This window comes from Streptomyces sp. YJ-C3 (assembly GCF_053891275.1).
In genome coordinates, this window is sequence record NZ_CM132685.1 from 5,490,001 (window position 1) to 5,504,577 (window position 14,577).

Here is a 14,577-nt window from a genome sequence, read left to right on the forward strand (position 1 = left end):
CACCGAAGTGTGCTCCAAGCACATCCTCGGGCTCAAGCCTGTGCTGATGGCCCATGGGACCGTGGGCCTGGCTCCGTACGCTGATGTCATGCACCTGGACGCAGAAGCGCTCGCCGACTTCGCGCGGGGCTGTGCCGTCCTCGGGTCCGGGGGCGGCGGCCCCGTCGCCGACACCGTGCCCGTTGCCGCGCAGGCGATCGAGGAGTGCGGCCCGGTGCCCGTCGTGGCGGCGGACGCGCTGCCGGACGACGCGCTCGTGATGCCCGTCAGCCTGGTCGGGTCCCCGGCCGTCGCCGCCGAGCGGATCGGCGGCCGTGCGGAGCCCGGCCGGCTCGCGGCGCGCGTCGAGGCGCTGCACGGGCGGCCGGTGGCGGCCGTGATGTGCGGCGAGATCGGCGGCCAGAACGGCTGCTTCACCGTCGCGTGGGCGGCCCGGCTCGGCGTCCCGCTGCTGGACGCGGACGCGATGGGCCGGGCCTTCCCCCGCATGGACCAGACCGTGCTCGAACTCGCCGGGCTCGCCGCCTCCCCCGCCGTGCTGGCCGACGAACACGGGCGCACCGTCGTGCTCGACCACGTGGACGGGCCCTATTTGGAGGAGCTGGTCCGGCCGGTCGTCGCCGCGTTCGGCGGGCGCGTCGTCTCCTCGGACTATCCGCTCACCGCGGGCCAGGCCGCCCGGCACGCGGTGACGGGCTCGGTGACGCGGGCGCTGGCGCTGGGCCGGGGCGAGGGGCCGCGGCCGGTCCTGACCGGGAAGGTGGCGTCGGTGCGGCGGCCCGGTGACGGCGCGGCCGGTGTCCTGCTGGAGGGCGCCGGGGACGACGCGGGGCGGCTCGTGCTGCTGGAGGCGCGCAGCGAGTTCGTCGTGGCGATGGAGGACGGCAGGCCGCTGGCGCTCGTGCCGGACGTCATCGCCCTGATCGACGAGCGCACCGGCTGGGCGGTGCCGGTCGAGGAGGTCCGCTACGGGCTGCGGGTGCGGCTCGTGACGTTCCCGACGGCGCCCGTCTGGTACTCGGCGGCGGGGCTGGCCCTGGCCGGGCCCGCGGCCTACGGGCTGGAGGTGGCGCGGTGACCGTCGCGATCGGGGTGGACGTGGGCCCCACGAACACCGACGCGGTGCTGCTCGTCGACGGGCGCCCCGCGCACGCCGTGAAGGTTCCGTCGCGGCCCGGTGACACGGTCGGCTCGCTGGTCGGCGCCGTCGGGGAACTGCCGTCCGCGCAGCGGGCCCGTGCCCGGACGCTCGCGGTGGGCCTGCGGGACGCCGCCCGCGCCGTGACCGGGCGCTCGGGGCTCGCTCAGGTGGGCGTCCTGCGGATCGGCGGCGCGTCCGCCGACGCCGTACGACCCCTGTTCGGCTGGCCCGAGGAGCTGCGGTCGGCGGTGTGCGCCGGGGTCGCCGACGTGGCCGGCGGCAGCGGGCTCGCACCGCTGGACGGTGCACCCCTGGACGAGGCGGCGGTGGCCGCGTTCGGCGCCGAACTGGCGGGCCGCGCCGAGGCGTTCGCGGTCAGCTCGGTGTTCGCCCCGGTCGACGGCGCGCAGGAGCGGGCCGCGGCGGAGATCCTGCGGGCGCAGGCCGGGCCCGACGTGCCGGTGCTGCTGTCCGGCGCGATCGGGTCGCTGGGGCTGCTCCAGCGGGAGAACGCGACGGTGCTCGACGCGGCCCTGTGCCTGCTGGTGGCGCGGGTCGCCGACGATCTGACGGCCGCGCTGCCCGGGCTCGGGCTCGCACCGGACGCCGACGTCCTGGTCACCCGGCACGACGGCACCCTGATGAGCCTGGAGTATCTGCGCCGCCAGCCCGGACTGAGCCTCGGCTCGGGCCCGGCCTGCACCCTGCGCGGCGCCGGTCTCCTCGCCGGGATCGGGGACGCCGTCGTCATCGACGTCGGTGAACGGCGGGCCCGGGTCGGCGCGCTGACCGGCGGCTACCCGCGCGAGGCCGCGCCCGGCGAGCGCATCGGCGGCGTCCCCGTCAGTCTCCGCTTCCCCGACCTGCTGACCGTGGACGCCACCGCGCACCGCGAACTCGCCGAGGCCGCGGACCGGATGCAGCCCGCGGCGGACCGCGTCCCGGTGATCCTGGTCGGCGGCGGCGCCCCGCAGGTGCCGGACACGGCGCTGCCCGGCTGCGAGGTCGTGCGCCCCGGACACGGCGACGTGGCGGGCGCGTTCGGCGCCGCGGCGTCACCCGTCGGCGGCTCCTGCGAACGGATCGTCCAGCGGCCCGGCGCGCTCGACGCCGTACGGGACGAGGTACGGCAGCTGGCGCGGGCCAGTGCCGTGCGGGCCGGGGCCGATCCGCGCCGCGTGCGCACCGTGCTCGACCCGGAGGAATACGTGCCGTACCTCGCGGGCGCCGTGCTGTTACGCGCCCGCGCCTTCGGCCCGCCGTCCCCGCTCTGACCGCTCTCCCCCGCTCTCCCCCGCGTTCCGCATCTCCCTCTCGCCCCACGGCCGCCGTGCACCACGCCGCCGTGCGCCCCGTCCTGCCCTCATCCTTCGACAAGGACTGTCCCCATGACGAAGTCAGCGACCCGACCGTCCGCGCCGCCCGGCGCGGAGACCGCCCCGGAGACCGACGAGGACTACCCGCTGGAGCGCGTCCCGCAGGCCGCCCGCTACTCGTGGTTCAACGTGGCCGTGCAGCGCTTCGGCCAGCTCTCCGACCTCACCCAGTTCCTGCTCGGCGCGACGCTCGGCGCGGGCCTGTCGTTCTGGGGCGCCTTCTGGGCGTTCACGCTCGGCTCGGTGATCCTGGAGATCGTCTGCATCTTCGTCGGCATCGCCGGGATGCGCGAAGGCCTGTCGACCTCCGTCCTGGTGCGCTGGACCGGCTTCGGCCGCTACGGCTCGACGCTCATCGGACTGGTCATCGCGGTGAGCCTGTTCGGCTGGTTCGGCGTGCAGACCGCCGTGTTCGCCGCGGGCCTGCAGTCGATCGTGCCCGCGATACCGCTGTGGGCCTGGTGCCTGATCTGCGGCCTCGGGGTGACCGCCCTGGTGCTGCGCGGATTCCGGGCGATGGGCTGGACGGCCTTCGTCACGGTGCCGGCCTTCCTGGGGCTCGCCGGGTGGGCGATGACCGTGCAGATCTCCCGGCACAGCTTCGGCGACCTGGTCGCGTCGCCGCCGTTCGGCGCGCACATCAGCGTCGCCACCGGCGCCACGATCGTGGCCGGCTCGTACATCGTGGGCGCGGTGACCACGCCGGACATGACGCGCTTCAACCGCTCGACCGGTGACGTCGTCAAGCAGACCCTCGTCGGCATCTCGCTCGGCGAGTACGTCCTGGGCCTGGCCGGTGTGCTGCTCGCGTACGCCGTGAAGTCGTCCGACCTGATCGCGATCATCACGTCGAGCTCCGGCGTCGTCGGCGTGATCGTGCTGGTCTCCGCCACCGTGAAGATCAACAACTGGAATCTGTACTCGTCGGCGCTCGGCCTGATCAACGCGGTGGAGACCCTCTTCACGGTGCGCCTGGGGCGCGTCGCGACGACCGTCGTCATCGGTGTCCTCGGGTCGGTGGCGGCCGCGGCCGGGATCCTGGACCACTTCACCGGCTTCCTCACCGTCCTCGGCATCCTCACGCCGCCCATCGCCGGGATCATGGTGGCCGAGTACTTCGTGGTGAAGAAGTGGCGCCCGCAGCTGGACGCCTCGCGCCGCCTCGGCCGCCTCCCGGAGACGGAACCGTCCTGGGTGCCCGCCACCATCGCCGTGTGGGCCCTCGCCTCTCTTGTCGGCTGGCTCGGGGACCACTACCAGTGGTGGGGCATCCCCGCCCTCAACTCGCTCCTCGTGGCGGGCATCGGCTACGTCCTGCTCGGCCGACTCGGTCTCGTCCGCGGTACCCGTGAGCTGCCCTTCGACCAGCCCGCACGAGCGGCCGCCCAGCTGGAGGCAGCCCCGGCCGCCACGCACTGAACACCCGAACTCCCGTACCGACAAAGGAAAGCAGCAGCATGCGCATCGGCATCGACGTCGGAGGCACCAACACCGACGCCGCCCTGCTCGGGGACGACGACCGGGTGATCTCGGCCGCCAAGTCGCCGACCACACCGGACATCACCTCCGGCGTGACGGCGGCGATCCGGGCCCTCGACCCGCCCGTGGACCGGGTGAGCGCGGTCATGATCGGCACCACCCACTTCCTCAACGCGCTGATCGAGGGCGCCCGGCTCGCGCCCGTCGCGGCGGTCCGGCTCGGGCTGCCCGCGACGGCCGCGCTGCCGCCGATGACGGACTGGCCCGAGCGCCAGCGCGCGGCGGTCGGCGGGCACGGCTATCTGTGCCACGGCGGCCGGGAGTTCGACGGCCGCCCGCTGTCGCCCCTCGATCCCGGCGAGCTGAGGCGCACGGCCGCCGACATCGCGGCCAAGGGGATCACGTCGGTGGCGATCTCCTCCGTGTTCTCACCGGTCGCGGAGGACGACGAGCGGCGCGCGGCACAGATCCTGCGGGGTGAACTGGGCGACGGCGTGCACATCTCGCTCTCCCACGAGCTGGGCCGGATCGGCCTGCTGGCCCGCGAGAACGCGACGATCATCAACGCGGCGCTGCGCGACCTGGCCACGGTGATCGTCGAGTCCTTCGCCAAGTCCCTCGCGGAGGTGTCGATCACGGCGCCGTTCTTCCTGTCGCAGAACGACGGGACGCTGATGGACGTGGAGTTCGCGCGGACGTATCCGGTGGCGACGTTCGCGTCCGGGCCGACGAACTCGATGCGCGGCGCGGCGTTCCTGTCCGGGCTCCAGGACTGCGCGGTGGTGGACGTGGGCGGCACGACGGCCGACGTCGGCATCCTCGCGGGCGGCTTCCCCCGGGAGGCGGCGGGCGAGAGCGAGGCCGCCGGGATCCGCACCAACTTCCGTATCCCCGACGTGCTGTCGCTCGGCATCGGCGGCGGCTCTCTGGTCTCGCCGGAGGGCGACACCGGCCCGCGGTCGGTCGGCTACCGGCTCACCGAGGAGGCCCTCGTGTTCGGCGGCACGACACTGACGGCGACCGACCTCGCGGTGGCGGCGGGCCGCGCCGACATCGGCGCCCCGGCCCGGGTGGCCCATCTGGACCGGGAGTTCGTGGACCGGACACTGGACCGCATCGCCCATCGGCTGGCGGAGAGCGTCGACCGCATGCGGACGTCGGCCGCGGCGCTGCCGGTGGTCGCGGTCGGCGGCGGCTCCGTCCTCGTACCGGAACGGCTCCCCGGCTTCGACGACGTACGGCGTCCCGGGAACTTCGGTGTCGCGAACGCGGTGGGCGCGGCCATCGCGCAGGTCGGCGGCGAGGTCGACCGGGTCTTCCACGTGCCGCAGGGCACCCGGGAGTCGGTCCTCGCCGGGGCGCGGGAGGAGGCCGTGGCGCGCGCCGAGGAGGCGGGCGCGCGGCGCGGCAGTGTCCGCGTCGTCGACATCGAGGAGGTACCGCTCGCCTATCTGCCGGGCGGCGCGACCCGGATCCGCGTCAAGGCGGTCGGCGACCTCGACCTGAAGCACATCCCCGTCCGGACCGGAGTCACCGCCCATGCGTGAGATCACCCTCGACAACCTCGACGACATCGCGCGCGGCGCCGGGATCCTCGGCACCGGCGGCGGCGGGGACCCGTACATCGGCAAGCTGCTCGCCCGCGAGGCGATCCGCCGGCACGGACCGGTCAGGGTCGTGGACATCGACGAGGTGCCCGCGGACGCCACGGTCGTCCCGATCTCCGGCATGGGCGCGCCCACGGTCCTGCTGGAGCGGGTCCCGAACGGCGGCGAGGAACTGGCCGCGCTGCGTGCCCTGGAGAAGCACCTGGGCCGTCCGGCGACGCACATCGCGCCGATCGAGGTGGGCGGCGTGAACTCGATGCTGCCGATCGCCTGCGCCGCGCAGGCGGGGCTGCCGATCGTCGACGGCGACGCGATGGGCCGGGCGTTCCCCGAGGCGCAGATGGTGCTGCCCGGACTGATCGGCGTCACCAACTCCCCCATGGCGCTGGCCGACGACAAGGGCAACACGATCATCGTGGACGCGGTCGACAACCACGCGGCCGAGGCCATCGCCCGCGCCGTCTGCACGGAGCTGGGCTGCCAGATCTCCTGTGCGGACACGGTGCTGCGCGGCGACCAGCTCGCCGACGGCCTGGTTCCCGCGACGCTGACCCTCGCCGAGCGCCTGGGCGCGGCGGTCCGCGAGGCGCGCGCCGAGCACGCGGATCCGGTCGGGGCGGCCCGCGCCCTCCTGTCGGGCGTCCACCTGCTCACCGGCAAGGTGGTCGACGTCAGCCGGCGCACCGAGGGCGGCTTCGCCCGCGGCCTCGCCGACATCGAGGGCGTCACGGGCGACGCGGGACGTTCCCTGCGGCTCGACTTCCAGAACGAGCATCTGCTGGCCACCCGGGACGGCGTGACCGTCGCGACGACGCCGGACCTGATCTGCGTCCTGGACAGCGAGACCGGCGACCCGGTCACCACGGAGGGCCTGCGCTACGGCCTGCGGGTGTCGGTCCTTGCGGCGCCCTGCGACCCCCGCTGGACCACGGCGCCCGGCCTGGACCTGGCGGGCCCGCGGTACTTCGGCTACGACGTGGACTATCTGCCCTTCGGGGGCTGACGCGGATCCGGCCGGGCGCGAGGCGGTCCTCAGATCCGGGGACCGCCGAGGCGCCCCTCCAACTGGGACAGCAGCTGCCCGAGGAGGGCGCTGAGGTCCGCGTCCCGGCCGCCGTCGAGGCCGGCGAGCACCGTCGCCTCGTACGCCAGCTGCCGGGGCAGGACCTCGTCGACGAGGTCCTGCCCCTGGTCCGTGAGGCTCAGGTGCGACACCCGCCGGTCCCGGGTGTCGCCCCGCCGTGCGACCAGACCCCGCTCCTGCAGCTGCTTCAGCCGCTTGGTCACGGCCGCGCCCGACGAGAACGTCTCCCGCGCCAGGTCGCCGGGGGTCAGTTCCCGCCCGGTGCGGCGCAACGTGCCGAGCAGGTCGAACTCGGGCCGGGTCAGTCCGGCGTGCCGCAGCGGCGCGTCCTCCGCCTGCTGCAGCAGCGCGGCACACCTGTTGATCCGGCCGATGATCTCCATCGGCCCGGTGTCGACGTCCGGACGGACGGCCTGCCACTGCCGTACGACGGACGACACGGTGTCGAGCGGCGCCGCCGCTGGGTCGTGCTGCGTGCTCATGCCTGCCTGACCGGACCTTCCTCGACCGTTACCGCTGTCCGCGGGCGCCGCTCGGGTCGCCCGCCCTGTCACCAGTGTCGTCGACAGCGGCGACCGGTCCGAGCGCCTGCCGCCGGACCGTCGCCGCGAGCGTACGGTGTCCGGTCCGCTCGGCGGTGATCACCCGGTCCTCCGGCAGGGCCCGCTGCCACCACTCGCCGGCCGCCGTGTCGGCGGCGGCGCGCAGCTCCACCAGGGCTCCGGCGAGCGAGCGCCGGGCGGTCTCCAGGGCGGCGTGCCCGGGCGCGTCCGAGGCGAGCGTGCGGTCGGCGGCGGCGCGGGCGGTGTCGACCCGGGCCAGTGCCGCCTCGATGTGGTCGCCGGCGCGCCGGTTGGTCACCGCGACGGCGGCGACCACGCCGAGCAGCGCCCCCACCAGCGTGTCGACGATCCGGTCGGTGATCAGCTCACCGGGTTCCTGGAACCGGGCGAACTCGGTGACGAGCAGGGCCATCGGGGTCACGCACAGGCTGCCCAGCCAGTAGTTCCGGGTGATGAGCGCCTCGGCCCCGAAGCTGAAGACGAGGCAGCAGAGCACCAGCGCGGCGGGGCCGAGGTGGGCGAACGGGACGACGGCGGCGAAGACGAGGACCCCTGCGAGGTTGCCGACGACGCGCTGGACGCCGCGGCTCCAGGTCAGGGTCACGTTGGCCTGGTAGAGCGAGGCGGCGGTGACCAGCGCCCAGTAGGGCCGTCCGATGCCGAGGGCGAGCGAGGCGTACCCGGCGAGGGCGCAGCCGACGACGGTGCGCAGGGCGACCGGCAGCAGGGGCGACCCGGGCCCGATCCGCCGCCACAGCGAGGGGGCGCCGCTCGCGAGTTCGGCCTCGACGCCGAGCAGTTCGTCGTCGATCCCGGCGATCCGGCCGGGCCGCGGCACGGCACCGGCGCCGCGCAGCCCGGCGGCCCAGGCGCGCAGCTGCGCCGCGTCCGCGTCGCCCGGCGCCGCGACGGCCACCTCCGCGCGGACGACGAGCCGCTCCAGGGCGCGCCGCGCGGCGGTCCGGGAGCCGGTGGCGAGCAGGGATTGCCAGGCGGCGTGCACGGCCGCCGCGGCGGCGCCGCGGGCGGGCGCGTGCTCGGGCCGCTCGGCGTAGGCGGCGGCCGCGTTCAGGGCGCGCGCGGTGGCCCGGCGCTCCGGGCCGTGGGGGCGGACGAGGGCGGGCGCCATTCCGACGAGCCAGGCGACGGCACCGGCGCCGAGGGTGAGCGCGAGATGGCCCGGCACCTGTCCGATGGTCTGCGGCGCGAACAGCGACGCGGAGCTGATGAAGGTGAAGATCAGGTGTCCGGGCGGGCCGATCCGGGTGGCGTCGCACAGCGTCTTCTGCGCGGCGGCGAGCAGCGCGCCCACCGCCACGAGGACGGCGGCGGACGAGGTGAGCGACGCGGCGACGAGGGCGACGGCGACGCTCGCGAACATCCCGAGCACCACTCCCGCCAGGGCCCGGGCCCTGGCCGCGTACGGCAGGTTGTGCCCGTACAGGGCGCAGAAGCTGCCGGCCATCGTGTACATCACCAGGTCGAGGCGGCCGAGGGCGAGCAGTGTGAGGTTCGGTATCGCGGCGGAGACGACGACGCTCGACGCCGGTTTGAACCAGATGTCCGACGGCTTGTTCGGACGCAGCACTCCGGCCAGCGGGAGCCGGCGGACGGTGACGGTGCGCGGGGAGGGCGGAGTCGGGGGTGTGCTGCTCATACTGCTCATACCTAAAACCTTAGCAGGTGTTTTACCTGTAAAAGATATGCGGGCGGGAAGCGGCCTCACCTCCCTCCGCGCGGCCGCGCGACCGTCAGTGCTCCCCTGCGCCGCCATACGCTCCCGCGTGCCCGGGCATCTCAACCAGAGCCGCTGGAGAAAGAGGGGGACCCGGGGTGCACGGACCGCTGTCGGCCGCCTGGCTGCTCGTCGCGCTGTGCGCGGCGACCGGCTCGTACTGCCTGCTGCGCATGCGCCGCGGCGCCGAGGACCAGCGCCGCACGGCGGGCGGGGAGGCGCTGATGGGGTTCGGCATGGCGCTGATGGCGGTGCCGGCCGCGGTCCTCACGCCGCCGGCCTGGGCCTGGATGCTCTACGCGGCCGTGTTCGGGGCCGCGGCGGTGCGCGCCCTGTGGGCGGCGCGGCGCGGGGCGCATCACCTGCATCACCTGGTGGGCACGTTCGCCATGGCGTACATGGCGGTGGCGATGGCGGCGCGCCCGGCGGCGCACGCGCACCACGGCGGGGCGGGCACCCCGGCACTGACCGGTCTGCTCCTCGCCTATTTCGTGGTGTACGTCCTGTGGTCCGGGGCGCGCCTCGTCCCCGCCGCGGCCGCGACCGCGAGCGGCCCCGCGCTCGCGGGCTGGGGCGACCGGCCGGAGCTGGCGCGGGCCTGCCGGCTCTCCATGGGGATCGGCATGCTGGCGATGCTGCTGACGATGTAGGGCCCGGGCGTCGCAGGACCGGGGCACTCCGCAGCCGCTCACCGGACCGTGAACGAAACCGTGGCGTACATCACTTGACGCGCCAGGCCATACCCCGGCGACGACCCGGCTCATAGGGTGACGACCATGACGGTCCCCGTAGCGCTGTTGCTGCTCGGCACCCTTCTCGCTGTCCTCGCCCCGCGACTGCTCGCGCGCGCCGACTGGCCGGAGCGGGAGCCGATCGTCGCGCTGTGGGTGTGGCAGTGCGTGGTGGCCGCGGTGCTGCTGAGCTGCGCCCTGTCGATGGCCCTGAGCGCGGCCGCGGCATGGCAGGCGGTGCGCGGCCATCTGTTCGCACCCGCTCCGCACGCGGTCGTGGAGGCATACGCGCTGCGCGCCTCCGGACCGTGGGCGGCCACCGTCGCCGTCGCCCTCGCGCTCGGCGGGGCATGGACCGCCGCGATGCTGGTGCGGGAAGTGCGCCGGGCCCGGGCGCGGCGCAGGCAGCGGCGGACCGAACTCCAGGTCCGCGCGCCCCTGTTGCCCGGCGAGGATCCCGGCTCGGACCGTCTGGTGATACTGGAGGGCGAGCGCCCCGACGCGTGGTGGCTGCCCGGCACCACACCTCAACTGGTCATCACCACGGCCGCGTTGCGACGCCTGAAAGGGCGTCAGCTGGACGCGGTGCTCGCGCACGAGATGGGGCACGCGCAGTGGCGGCACGACTGGCTGCTGCACTGTTCGGGCGCGCTGGCCGCAGGATTCCCCCAGGTCCCGGTGTTCGCCGCGTTCCGCGACGAGATGCACCGGCTGGTCGAGCTCGCCGCGGACGACGTGGCCTCGCGCCGTTTCGGCCGGCTCACCATCGCCCTGGCCCTGGTCGAACTCAACGAGGACCGCGGCGTGTTCGGACCGTGCCCGACGCCGCAGGCCCATGTCCCGCAGCGCGTGCACCGGCTGCTCACCCCGCCGTCGCGGCTGACCCCGGCCCGGCGCCTGCGGCTCACGGCGGCCGCCGCGCTGGTCCCCCTGATGCCGCTTCTGGTGACGTTCGTGCCGGGACTGCGCGCGTTGGGATAGTTTGCACGGCCCGCCATGGGTGAGGATCGTCTGCATGTATCCGGCGCAACTCGACTCCCCGCCCCGGTCGCACACTCCGCTCGCGGCGGCGCTCGCCCTGGCCAGTGTCCTGCTGCTGGTCCTCGTGGCGGTCCGCTGGAGCCCCCTGATGGGCCTGGACGGCGACATCGTGCGGGCCCTGCACCGGGAGGCGGTCGCCGAACCCGGTCTCACGCGGACCAACCGGGTCCTGACGGACTGGGTGTGGGATCCGTGGACGATGCGCGCGCTGATCGCAGTGGTCGCGGCGGGCGTGGTGTGGCGGCTACGGGACCGGGTGCTCGGGGTCTGGCTGCTGGCGACGTGCCTGCTCGGCACACTCCTCCAGCAGGGGCTCAAGGCGGCCGTCGACCGGCCCCGGCCGGTGTGGCGCGACCCGGTGGACTCGGCGCACTACGCGGCCTTCCCCTCGGGTCACGCCATGACGACGGTGGTCGTGTGCGGGCTCGTGCTGTGGCTGCTGCGCCGGTACGCGGCCGGGCCCGTGCTGTGGGGCGCGGCCCTGGCCGTCTCGGTGGTCTCGGCGCTCGGCGTGGGCCTGACCCGGCTCTGGCTCGGGGTGCACTGGCCCTCGGACGTGCTGGGCGGCTGGCTGCTCGGGGCGCTGACGGTGACCCTGTCCACGACCGCGTACGAGAAGTGGCGTGCCCCGAACAGCCTCCCTTGACCGGCGACTTCGCCACACCACAGGATCGGACGCATGACGATCAAAGCGGTGCTCTTCGACTTCTCCGGGACGCTCTTTCGCATCGAGTCCACCGAGTCCTGGCTCCGTGCGGTGCTCGACGAGTCAGGGCTGACGCTGCCCGACGAGGACTTCACCGCCGCTGCGCGCGGGCTGCACGAGGCAGGGGCACTGCCCGGGGGCACCACGGACCATGTGGAGGTCCCCGCTCACCTCGAGGAGCTGTTCGCCGTCCGTGACGTGGACGCCACCCGGCACCGGGCCGCGTTCACGGGCCTGGCCCGCGAGGTTCCGCTCCCCGACGACCGGCTCTACGACGCCCTGTACGACCGTCACATGCGGCCTGCGGCGTGGCGCCCTTACCCGGACGCACTGGACGTCCTGTCGGTGCTGCGCGAGCGCGGGATCCCGGTGGGCGTCGTCAGCAACATCGGCTGGGACCTGCGTCCCGTCTTCGTGGAGCACGGGCTCGACCCGTACGTCGCCTCGTACGTCATGTCGTACCGGCACGGCGTCACGAAGCCTGACTCCCGTCTGTTCGCGGTCGCGTGCGAGGAGTTGGGCGTGGCTCCGCACGACACGCTCATGGTCGGCGACGACCGGCGGGCGGACGCCGGCGCCGCGGCACTGGGCTGCACGGTGCATTTCGTGGACCATCTGCCCACGGACCAGCGGCCCGACGGCCTGCGCCCGGTCCTGGATCTGCTTTAGCCGGCTGCGGGGAGCCGCGGTCGCGTCCGGCGCCACGGGCGCCTCTCCGCGCCGACGACCTGCGCCTCCCGGCCAGGGCCGTAGCTCAGTTCTTACTCAACTCGCGATTGGGTTCGCGCCTGGCGGGGGCATGATCGCTCCACTGTCGGGCGAACTGAGGAGGGGTCATGGCCAAGGCGGTGCGGGCTTCGTTGGGCGAGATGTGGATCACCTGTCAGGTGTGTCAGAGCGACCGCTTCCGCGAGCGGGGCGTGAAGCTCAACAGCACCGGTGGGGAGTTCTTCAACCTGGCCTGGGCGGACGAGACGGCGACGGGGCTGATCTGCTGGCGCTGCGGCTTCGTCCACCTCTTCGTCAACCGGGAGATCCAGTTGCACCGCGCAGAGAAGTGACAGCTCTGACACACCGGTTCACCGTCGTGCCCACGGGGCCTGCCTCATTTTCGTTGCCTGTGCGCGATGTTCGTCGTTTCTCGTTGGTGACCGCGCTTTCCTGTGGTTGCGTGCTGCGTGGTTGTCGTTCTTGAAGGACGTGTGTCATGTCTTCGGAGTTATGCCTTGAGTCGGCTCGCCGCGTCTGCGACGTGGTGGCGGGCGGTTCGCTGCCGGCGGGTTCGTCGGTGGCGGAGGTGGAGGCGCGGGGAGTGCGGGCGGTGCTGGCGGTCCGGCTGAATGCGGCGGAGGTCGAGCGGCGCCGGCAGGACGGCGTGGGGGCGGTGTTGGACGGCAGCGCGCTGGAGGGGCTGATGCAGCTCCCCGCCGGACTGCCGGTGCCGGTGTCGTCGCTGGCGCCCCGCGAGTGGTCGTCGCTGCGCCGCGCTCCTGGGCACGCGGTGGAGCGTGGTGACGGACAGGTGGTGCGTCGGCTGGTGGCGCCGCTGGAGGTGGATCTGGCGGTGGTGCGGTCTTCGAGTCCGGCCCGGAACGCGTTGAAGCGGGCGGGCCGGTTCGGCGCGTACGCGGCCTCGTCGGTGTGGCTGGACGCGTCGGCGGACGGGTCCGAGCTCCTGGTGACGGAGGCCGGTGTGTACGGTCTCGGGGTCGTACGCACCGGCCCCGGCGAGGCGCCGGAGTTGCTGGTGGCGCCCCGGTCGTCGTCGCGGTTCGGGCACACGTCCGCCGGCTGGCTGTTCGCGGAGCAGGTCTACGCGGAGTTGCTGAGGTCTAGTCAGGTTCTCCTGCCCACACCCTGAGCCAGCGGGGCGTGTCGAGAGCGCCGGGGTCCGCGAGTTCCTCGCGGAGCCGTTGATGGGCCTGGACCGCGTCCCGGCAGAGCTCCTGCCAGGCGTTGCGCCGGTCGGCGCCCGGGGCGGTCCGCTGGAGTTCGTCGGCCCACGGGAGCCAGGTGGCGAGGTTGTGGCGGTTGGCCTCTTCCTGGTCGTCGTAGGTGTGGTCGAAGCGCAGGAGGCTGCGGCCCTGGCAGACCGTGCAGTCGCAGCGGGGTGCGGGCAGCCTGCCGTAGTGGTCACGGAGCTTGTCCGCGTTGATGTAGTCCATGAGCTGCGGATGGAGGACGGCCGTGGTGACGTTGCTGCCGTTGCGGCGCGGTGGGCCGCTGTCCGGCGGTCTGATGTGGCGCTGCGAGGTCTGCATGCCGATGGAGACGAAGAGCGCGCCGTGGGCGTAGGCGTCGAGGCCGGCGAGGTCGGTACGGACGAGTGCGACGCGGTCGAGGCCGGTGATCAGCCTGCGGAGTCCCATGACGGAGCATCTGGTCCGGAGCGGGTTGTTGCTCGCGCCGAGGACGATGGCCTTGATGTGCGGCAGCTCGCCGAGTGCGCCGATGAGGTGGTCGAGGTCGTCGGGTGTGCGCAGCCATCGCTGGTCGAGGGGCACGGTGAGGATGGTCCGCTGCGGGTCGATGTCCCGGACCGCCGCCACCGCGGCGTCGAGGGCGCGACGGTCCCCGGGCCCGAGGTAGCGGGTGGGCGTGAGGCTTGCGGCCGCTCCCTGGAGCAGCTGTCCCTCTTGGGTGCGTTCGAGTTCGTCGTCCTCGCCGAAGAGGGACGTCTGCCCGGGGTGGTTGCAGCTCTCCAGTTGGAACGGTTGGTCGGCTGTGGCGTACCGCGCGTAGCCTTCCGGGTCGACGAGCCGGAGCGGCATGTCCGGCGTGTGGCGGTCAAAAGTTCCGGCGGTCGCCAGTGCGTCCGCTCCGCAGAGGACGATTCCGTCGTGGGCGGCGGCTGCGAGAGCCGGGCTCTTGCCGCTTCTGACGACGGCGCGGGTGTGCACGAGGATCTTGTCCTCGAGTACGTCCCATGCGGGCCGTGCGCGGCGTAAGTGGTCGCCGGGCTGTCCTGTCATCCGCCCTCCCCCGGTCACGGATCGCGAAGTATCCGTTTCAAAGAGTGCAAGGGGCAGGTAGAGGCGGGCAAGAGGGCGTACAGCTCGGGCAGTTGGCGGCGCGGCCCGTTCATTTCGGCCCTGAGCGGGACGCCGCGACCCT

14 protein-coding genes are annotated in these 14,577 nt (G+C 73.8%); 11 read left to right on the forward strand and 3 right to left on the reverse strand.

What is annotated here, in order from left to right; genetic code table 11:
* The first annotated feature begins 88 nt into the window (after nucleotides 1-88).
* The 5 genes from ACVHNB_RS24580 to ACVHNB_RS24600 all read left to right on the forward strand — a co-directional run bounded on the left by ACVHNB_RS24580 (nucleotide 89) and on the right by ACVHNB_RS24600 (nucleotide 6,606).
* Complete coding sequence (locus ACVHNB_RS24580; RefSeq protein ID WP_456225893.1) at nucleotides 89-1,078, forward strand: DUF917 domain-containing protein; 990 nt, start codon at nucleotides 89-91, stop codon at nucleotides 1,076-1,078.
* Nucleotides 1,075-2,415, forward strand: coding sequence for a hydantoinase/oxoprolinase N-terminal domain-containing protein (locus ACVHNB_RS24585; protein ID WP_428956507.1), 1,341 nt, complete (start codon nucleotides 1,075-1,077; stop codon nucleotides 2,413-2,415). Before ACVHNB_RS24580 ends, ACVHNB_RS24585 begins: the two co-directional genes overlap by 4 nt.
* A 114-nt stretch (nucleotides 2,416-2,529) precedes the next feature.
* Nucleotides 2,530-3,936, forward strand: coding sequence for a purine-cytosine permease family protein (locus ACVHNB_RS24590; RefSeq protein ID WP_428956506.1), 1,407 nt, complete (start codon nucleotides 2,530-2,532; stop codon nucleotides 3,934-3,936).
* A gap of 38 nt (nucleotides 3,937-3,974) precedes the next feature.
* Entirely contained in the window at nucleotides 3,975-5,543 is a 1,569-nt protein-coding gene (locus tag ACVHNB_RS24595) for a hydantoinase/oxoprolinase N-terminal domain-containing protein (RefSeq protein ID WP_456225894.1), read from the forward strand.
* Nucleotides 5,536-6,606 carry a DUF917 domain-containing protein gene (locus ACVHNB_RS24600; protein ID WP_456225895.1) on the forward strand — a complete coding sequence of 357 codons (1,071 nt, stop codon included), beginning with the start codon at nucleotides 5,536-5,538 and terminating at the stop codon, nucleotides 6,604-6,606. The genes ACVHNB_RS24595 and ACVHNB_RS24600 overlap by 8 nt, the downstream gene beginning before the upstream one ends.
* Before the next feature lie 29 nt (nucleotides 6,607-6,635).
* Here ACVHNB_RS24600 and ACVHNB_RS24605 read toward each other — a convergent pair whose 3' ends face one another.
* Both ACVHNB_RS24605 and ACVHNB_RS24610 read right to left on the reverse strand, forming a co-directional pair.
* On the reverse strand, nucleotides 6,636-7,169 hold the full coding sequence (locus ACVHNB_RS24605; RefSeq protein ID WP_428956503.1) for a MarR family winged helix-turn-helix transcriptional regulator: 534 nt from the start codon (nucleotides 7,167-7,169) through the stop codon (nucleotides 6,636-6,638).
* A 28-nt stretch (nucleotides 7,170-7,197) separates the two neighbouring features.
* A complete protein-coding gene (locus ACVHNB_RS24610) occupies nucleotides 7,198-8,907 on the reverse strand; it encodes an FUSC family protein (protein WP_428957743.1) in 1,710 nt (569 codons plus the stop codon).
* A 176-nt stretch (nucleotides 8,908-9,083) separates the two neighbouring features.
* Between ACVHNB_RS24610 and ACVHNB_RS24615 the strand changes: the two genes are divergently transcribed.
* The 6 genes from ACVHNB_RS24615 to ACVHNB_RS24640 all read left to right on the forward strand — a co-directional run bounded on the left by ACVHNB_RS24615 (nucleotide 9,084) and on the right by ACVHNB_RS24640 (nucleotide 13,324).
* Nucleotides 9,084-9,635, forward strand: coding sequence for a DUF5134 domain-containing protein (locus ACVHNB_RS24615; protein ID WP_428956502.1), 552 nt, complete (start codon nucleotides 9,084-9,086; stop codon nucleotides 9,633-9,635).
* Nucleotides 9,636-9,761: 126 nt separating this feature from the next.
* Nucleotides 9,762-10,697: a M56 family metallopeptidase gene (locus tag ACVHNB_RS24620; protein WP_428956501.1), complete on the forward strand. Its 936-nt coding sequence runs from the start codon at nucleotides 9,762-9,764 to the stop codon at nucleotides 10,695-10,697.
* A 34-nt stretch (nucleotides 10,698-10,731) separates the two neighbouring features.
* Nucleotides 10,732-11,403, forward strand: coding sequence for a phosphatase PAP2 family protein (locus ACVHNB_RS24625; RefSeq protein ID WP_428956500.1), 672 nt, complete (start codon nucleotides 10,732-10,734; stop codon nucleotides 11,401-11,403).
* Nucleotides 11,404-11,436: 33 nt separating this feature from the next.
* The gene (locus ACVHNB_RS24630; protein WP_428956499.1) at nucleotides 11,437-12,132 is read left to right on the forward strand and encodes an HAD family hydrolase; all 696 of its coding nucleotides are present in this window, start codon (nucleotides 11,437-11,439) and stop codon (nucleotides 12,130-12,132) included.
* A 167-nt stretch (nucleotides 12,133-12,299) separates the two neighbouring features.
* Complete coding sequence (locus ACVHNB_RS24635) at nucleotides 12,300-12,524, forward strand: hypothetical protein (protein WP_428956498.1); 225 nt, start codon at nucleotides 12,300-12,302, stop codon at nucleotides 12,522-12,524.
* A 146-nt stretch (nucleotides 12,525-12,670) separates the two neighbouring features.
* Nucleotides 12,671-13,324 (forward strand): hypothetical protein, encoded by a 654-nt coding sequence (locus ACVHNB_RS24640; RefSeq protein ID WP_428956497.1) that lies wholly within the window; start codon nucleotides 12,671-12,673, stop codon nucleotides 13,322-13,324.
* Here ACVHNB_RS24640 and ACVHNB_RS24645 read toward each other — a convergent pair.
* Nucleotides 13,296-14,435: a hypothetical protein gene (locus ACVHNB_RS24645; RefSeq protein WP_428956496.1), complete on the reverse strand. Its 1,140-nt coding sequence runs from the start codon at nucleotides 14,433-14,435 to the stop codon at nucleotides 13,296-13,298. The two genes, ACVHNB_RS24640 and ACVHNB_RS24645, sit on opposite strands and share 29 nt — an antisense overlap.
* Nucleotides 14,436-14,577 lie beyond the last annotated feature (142 nt).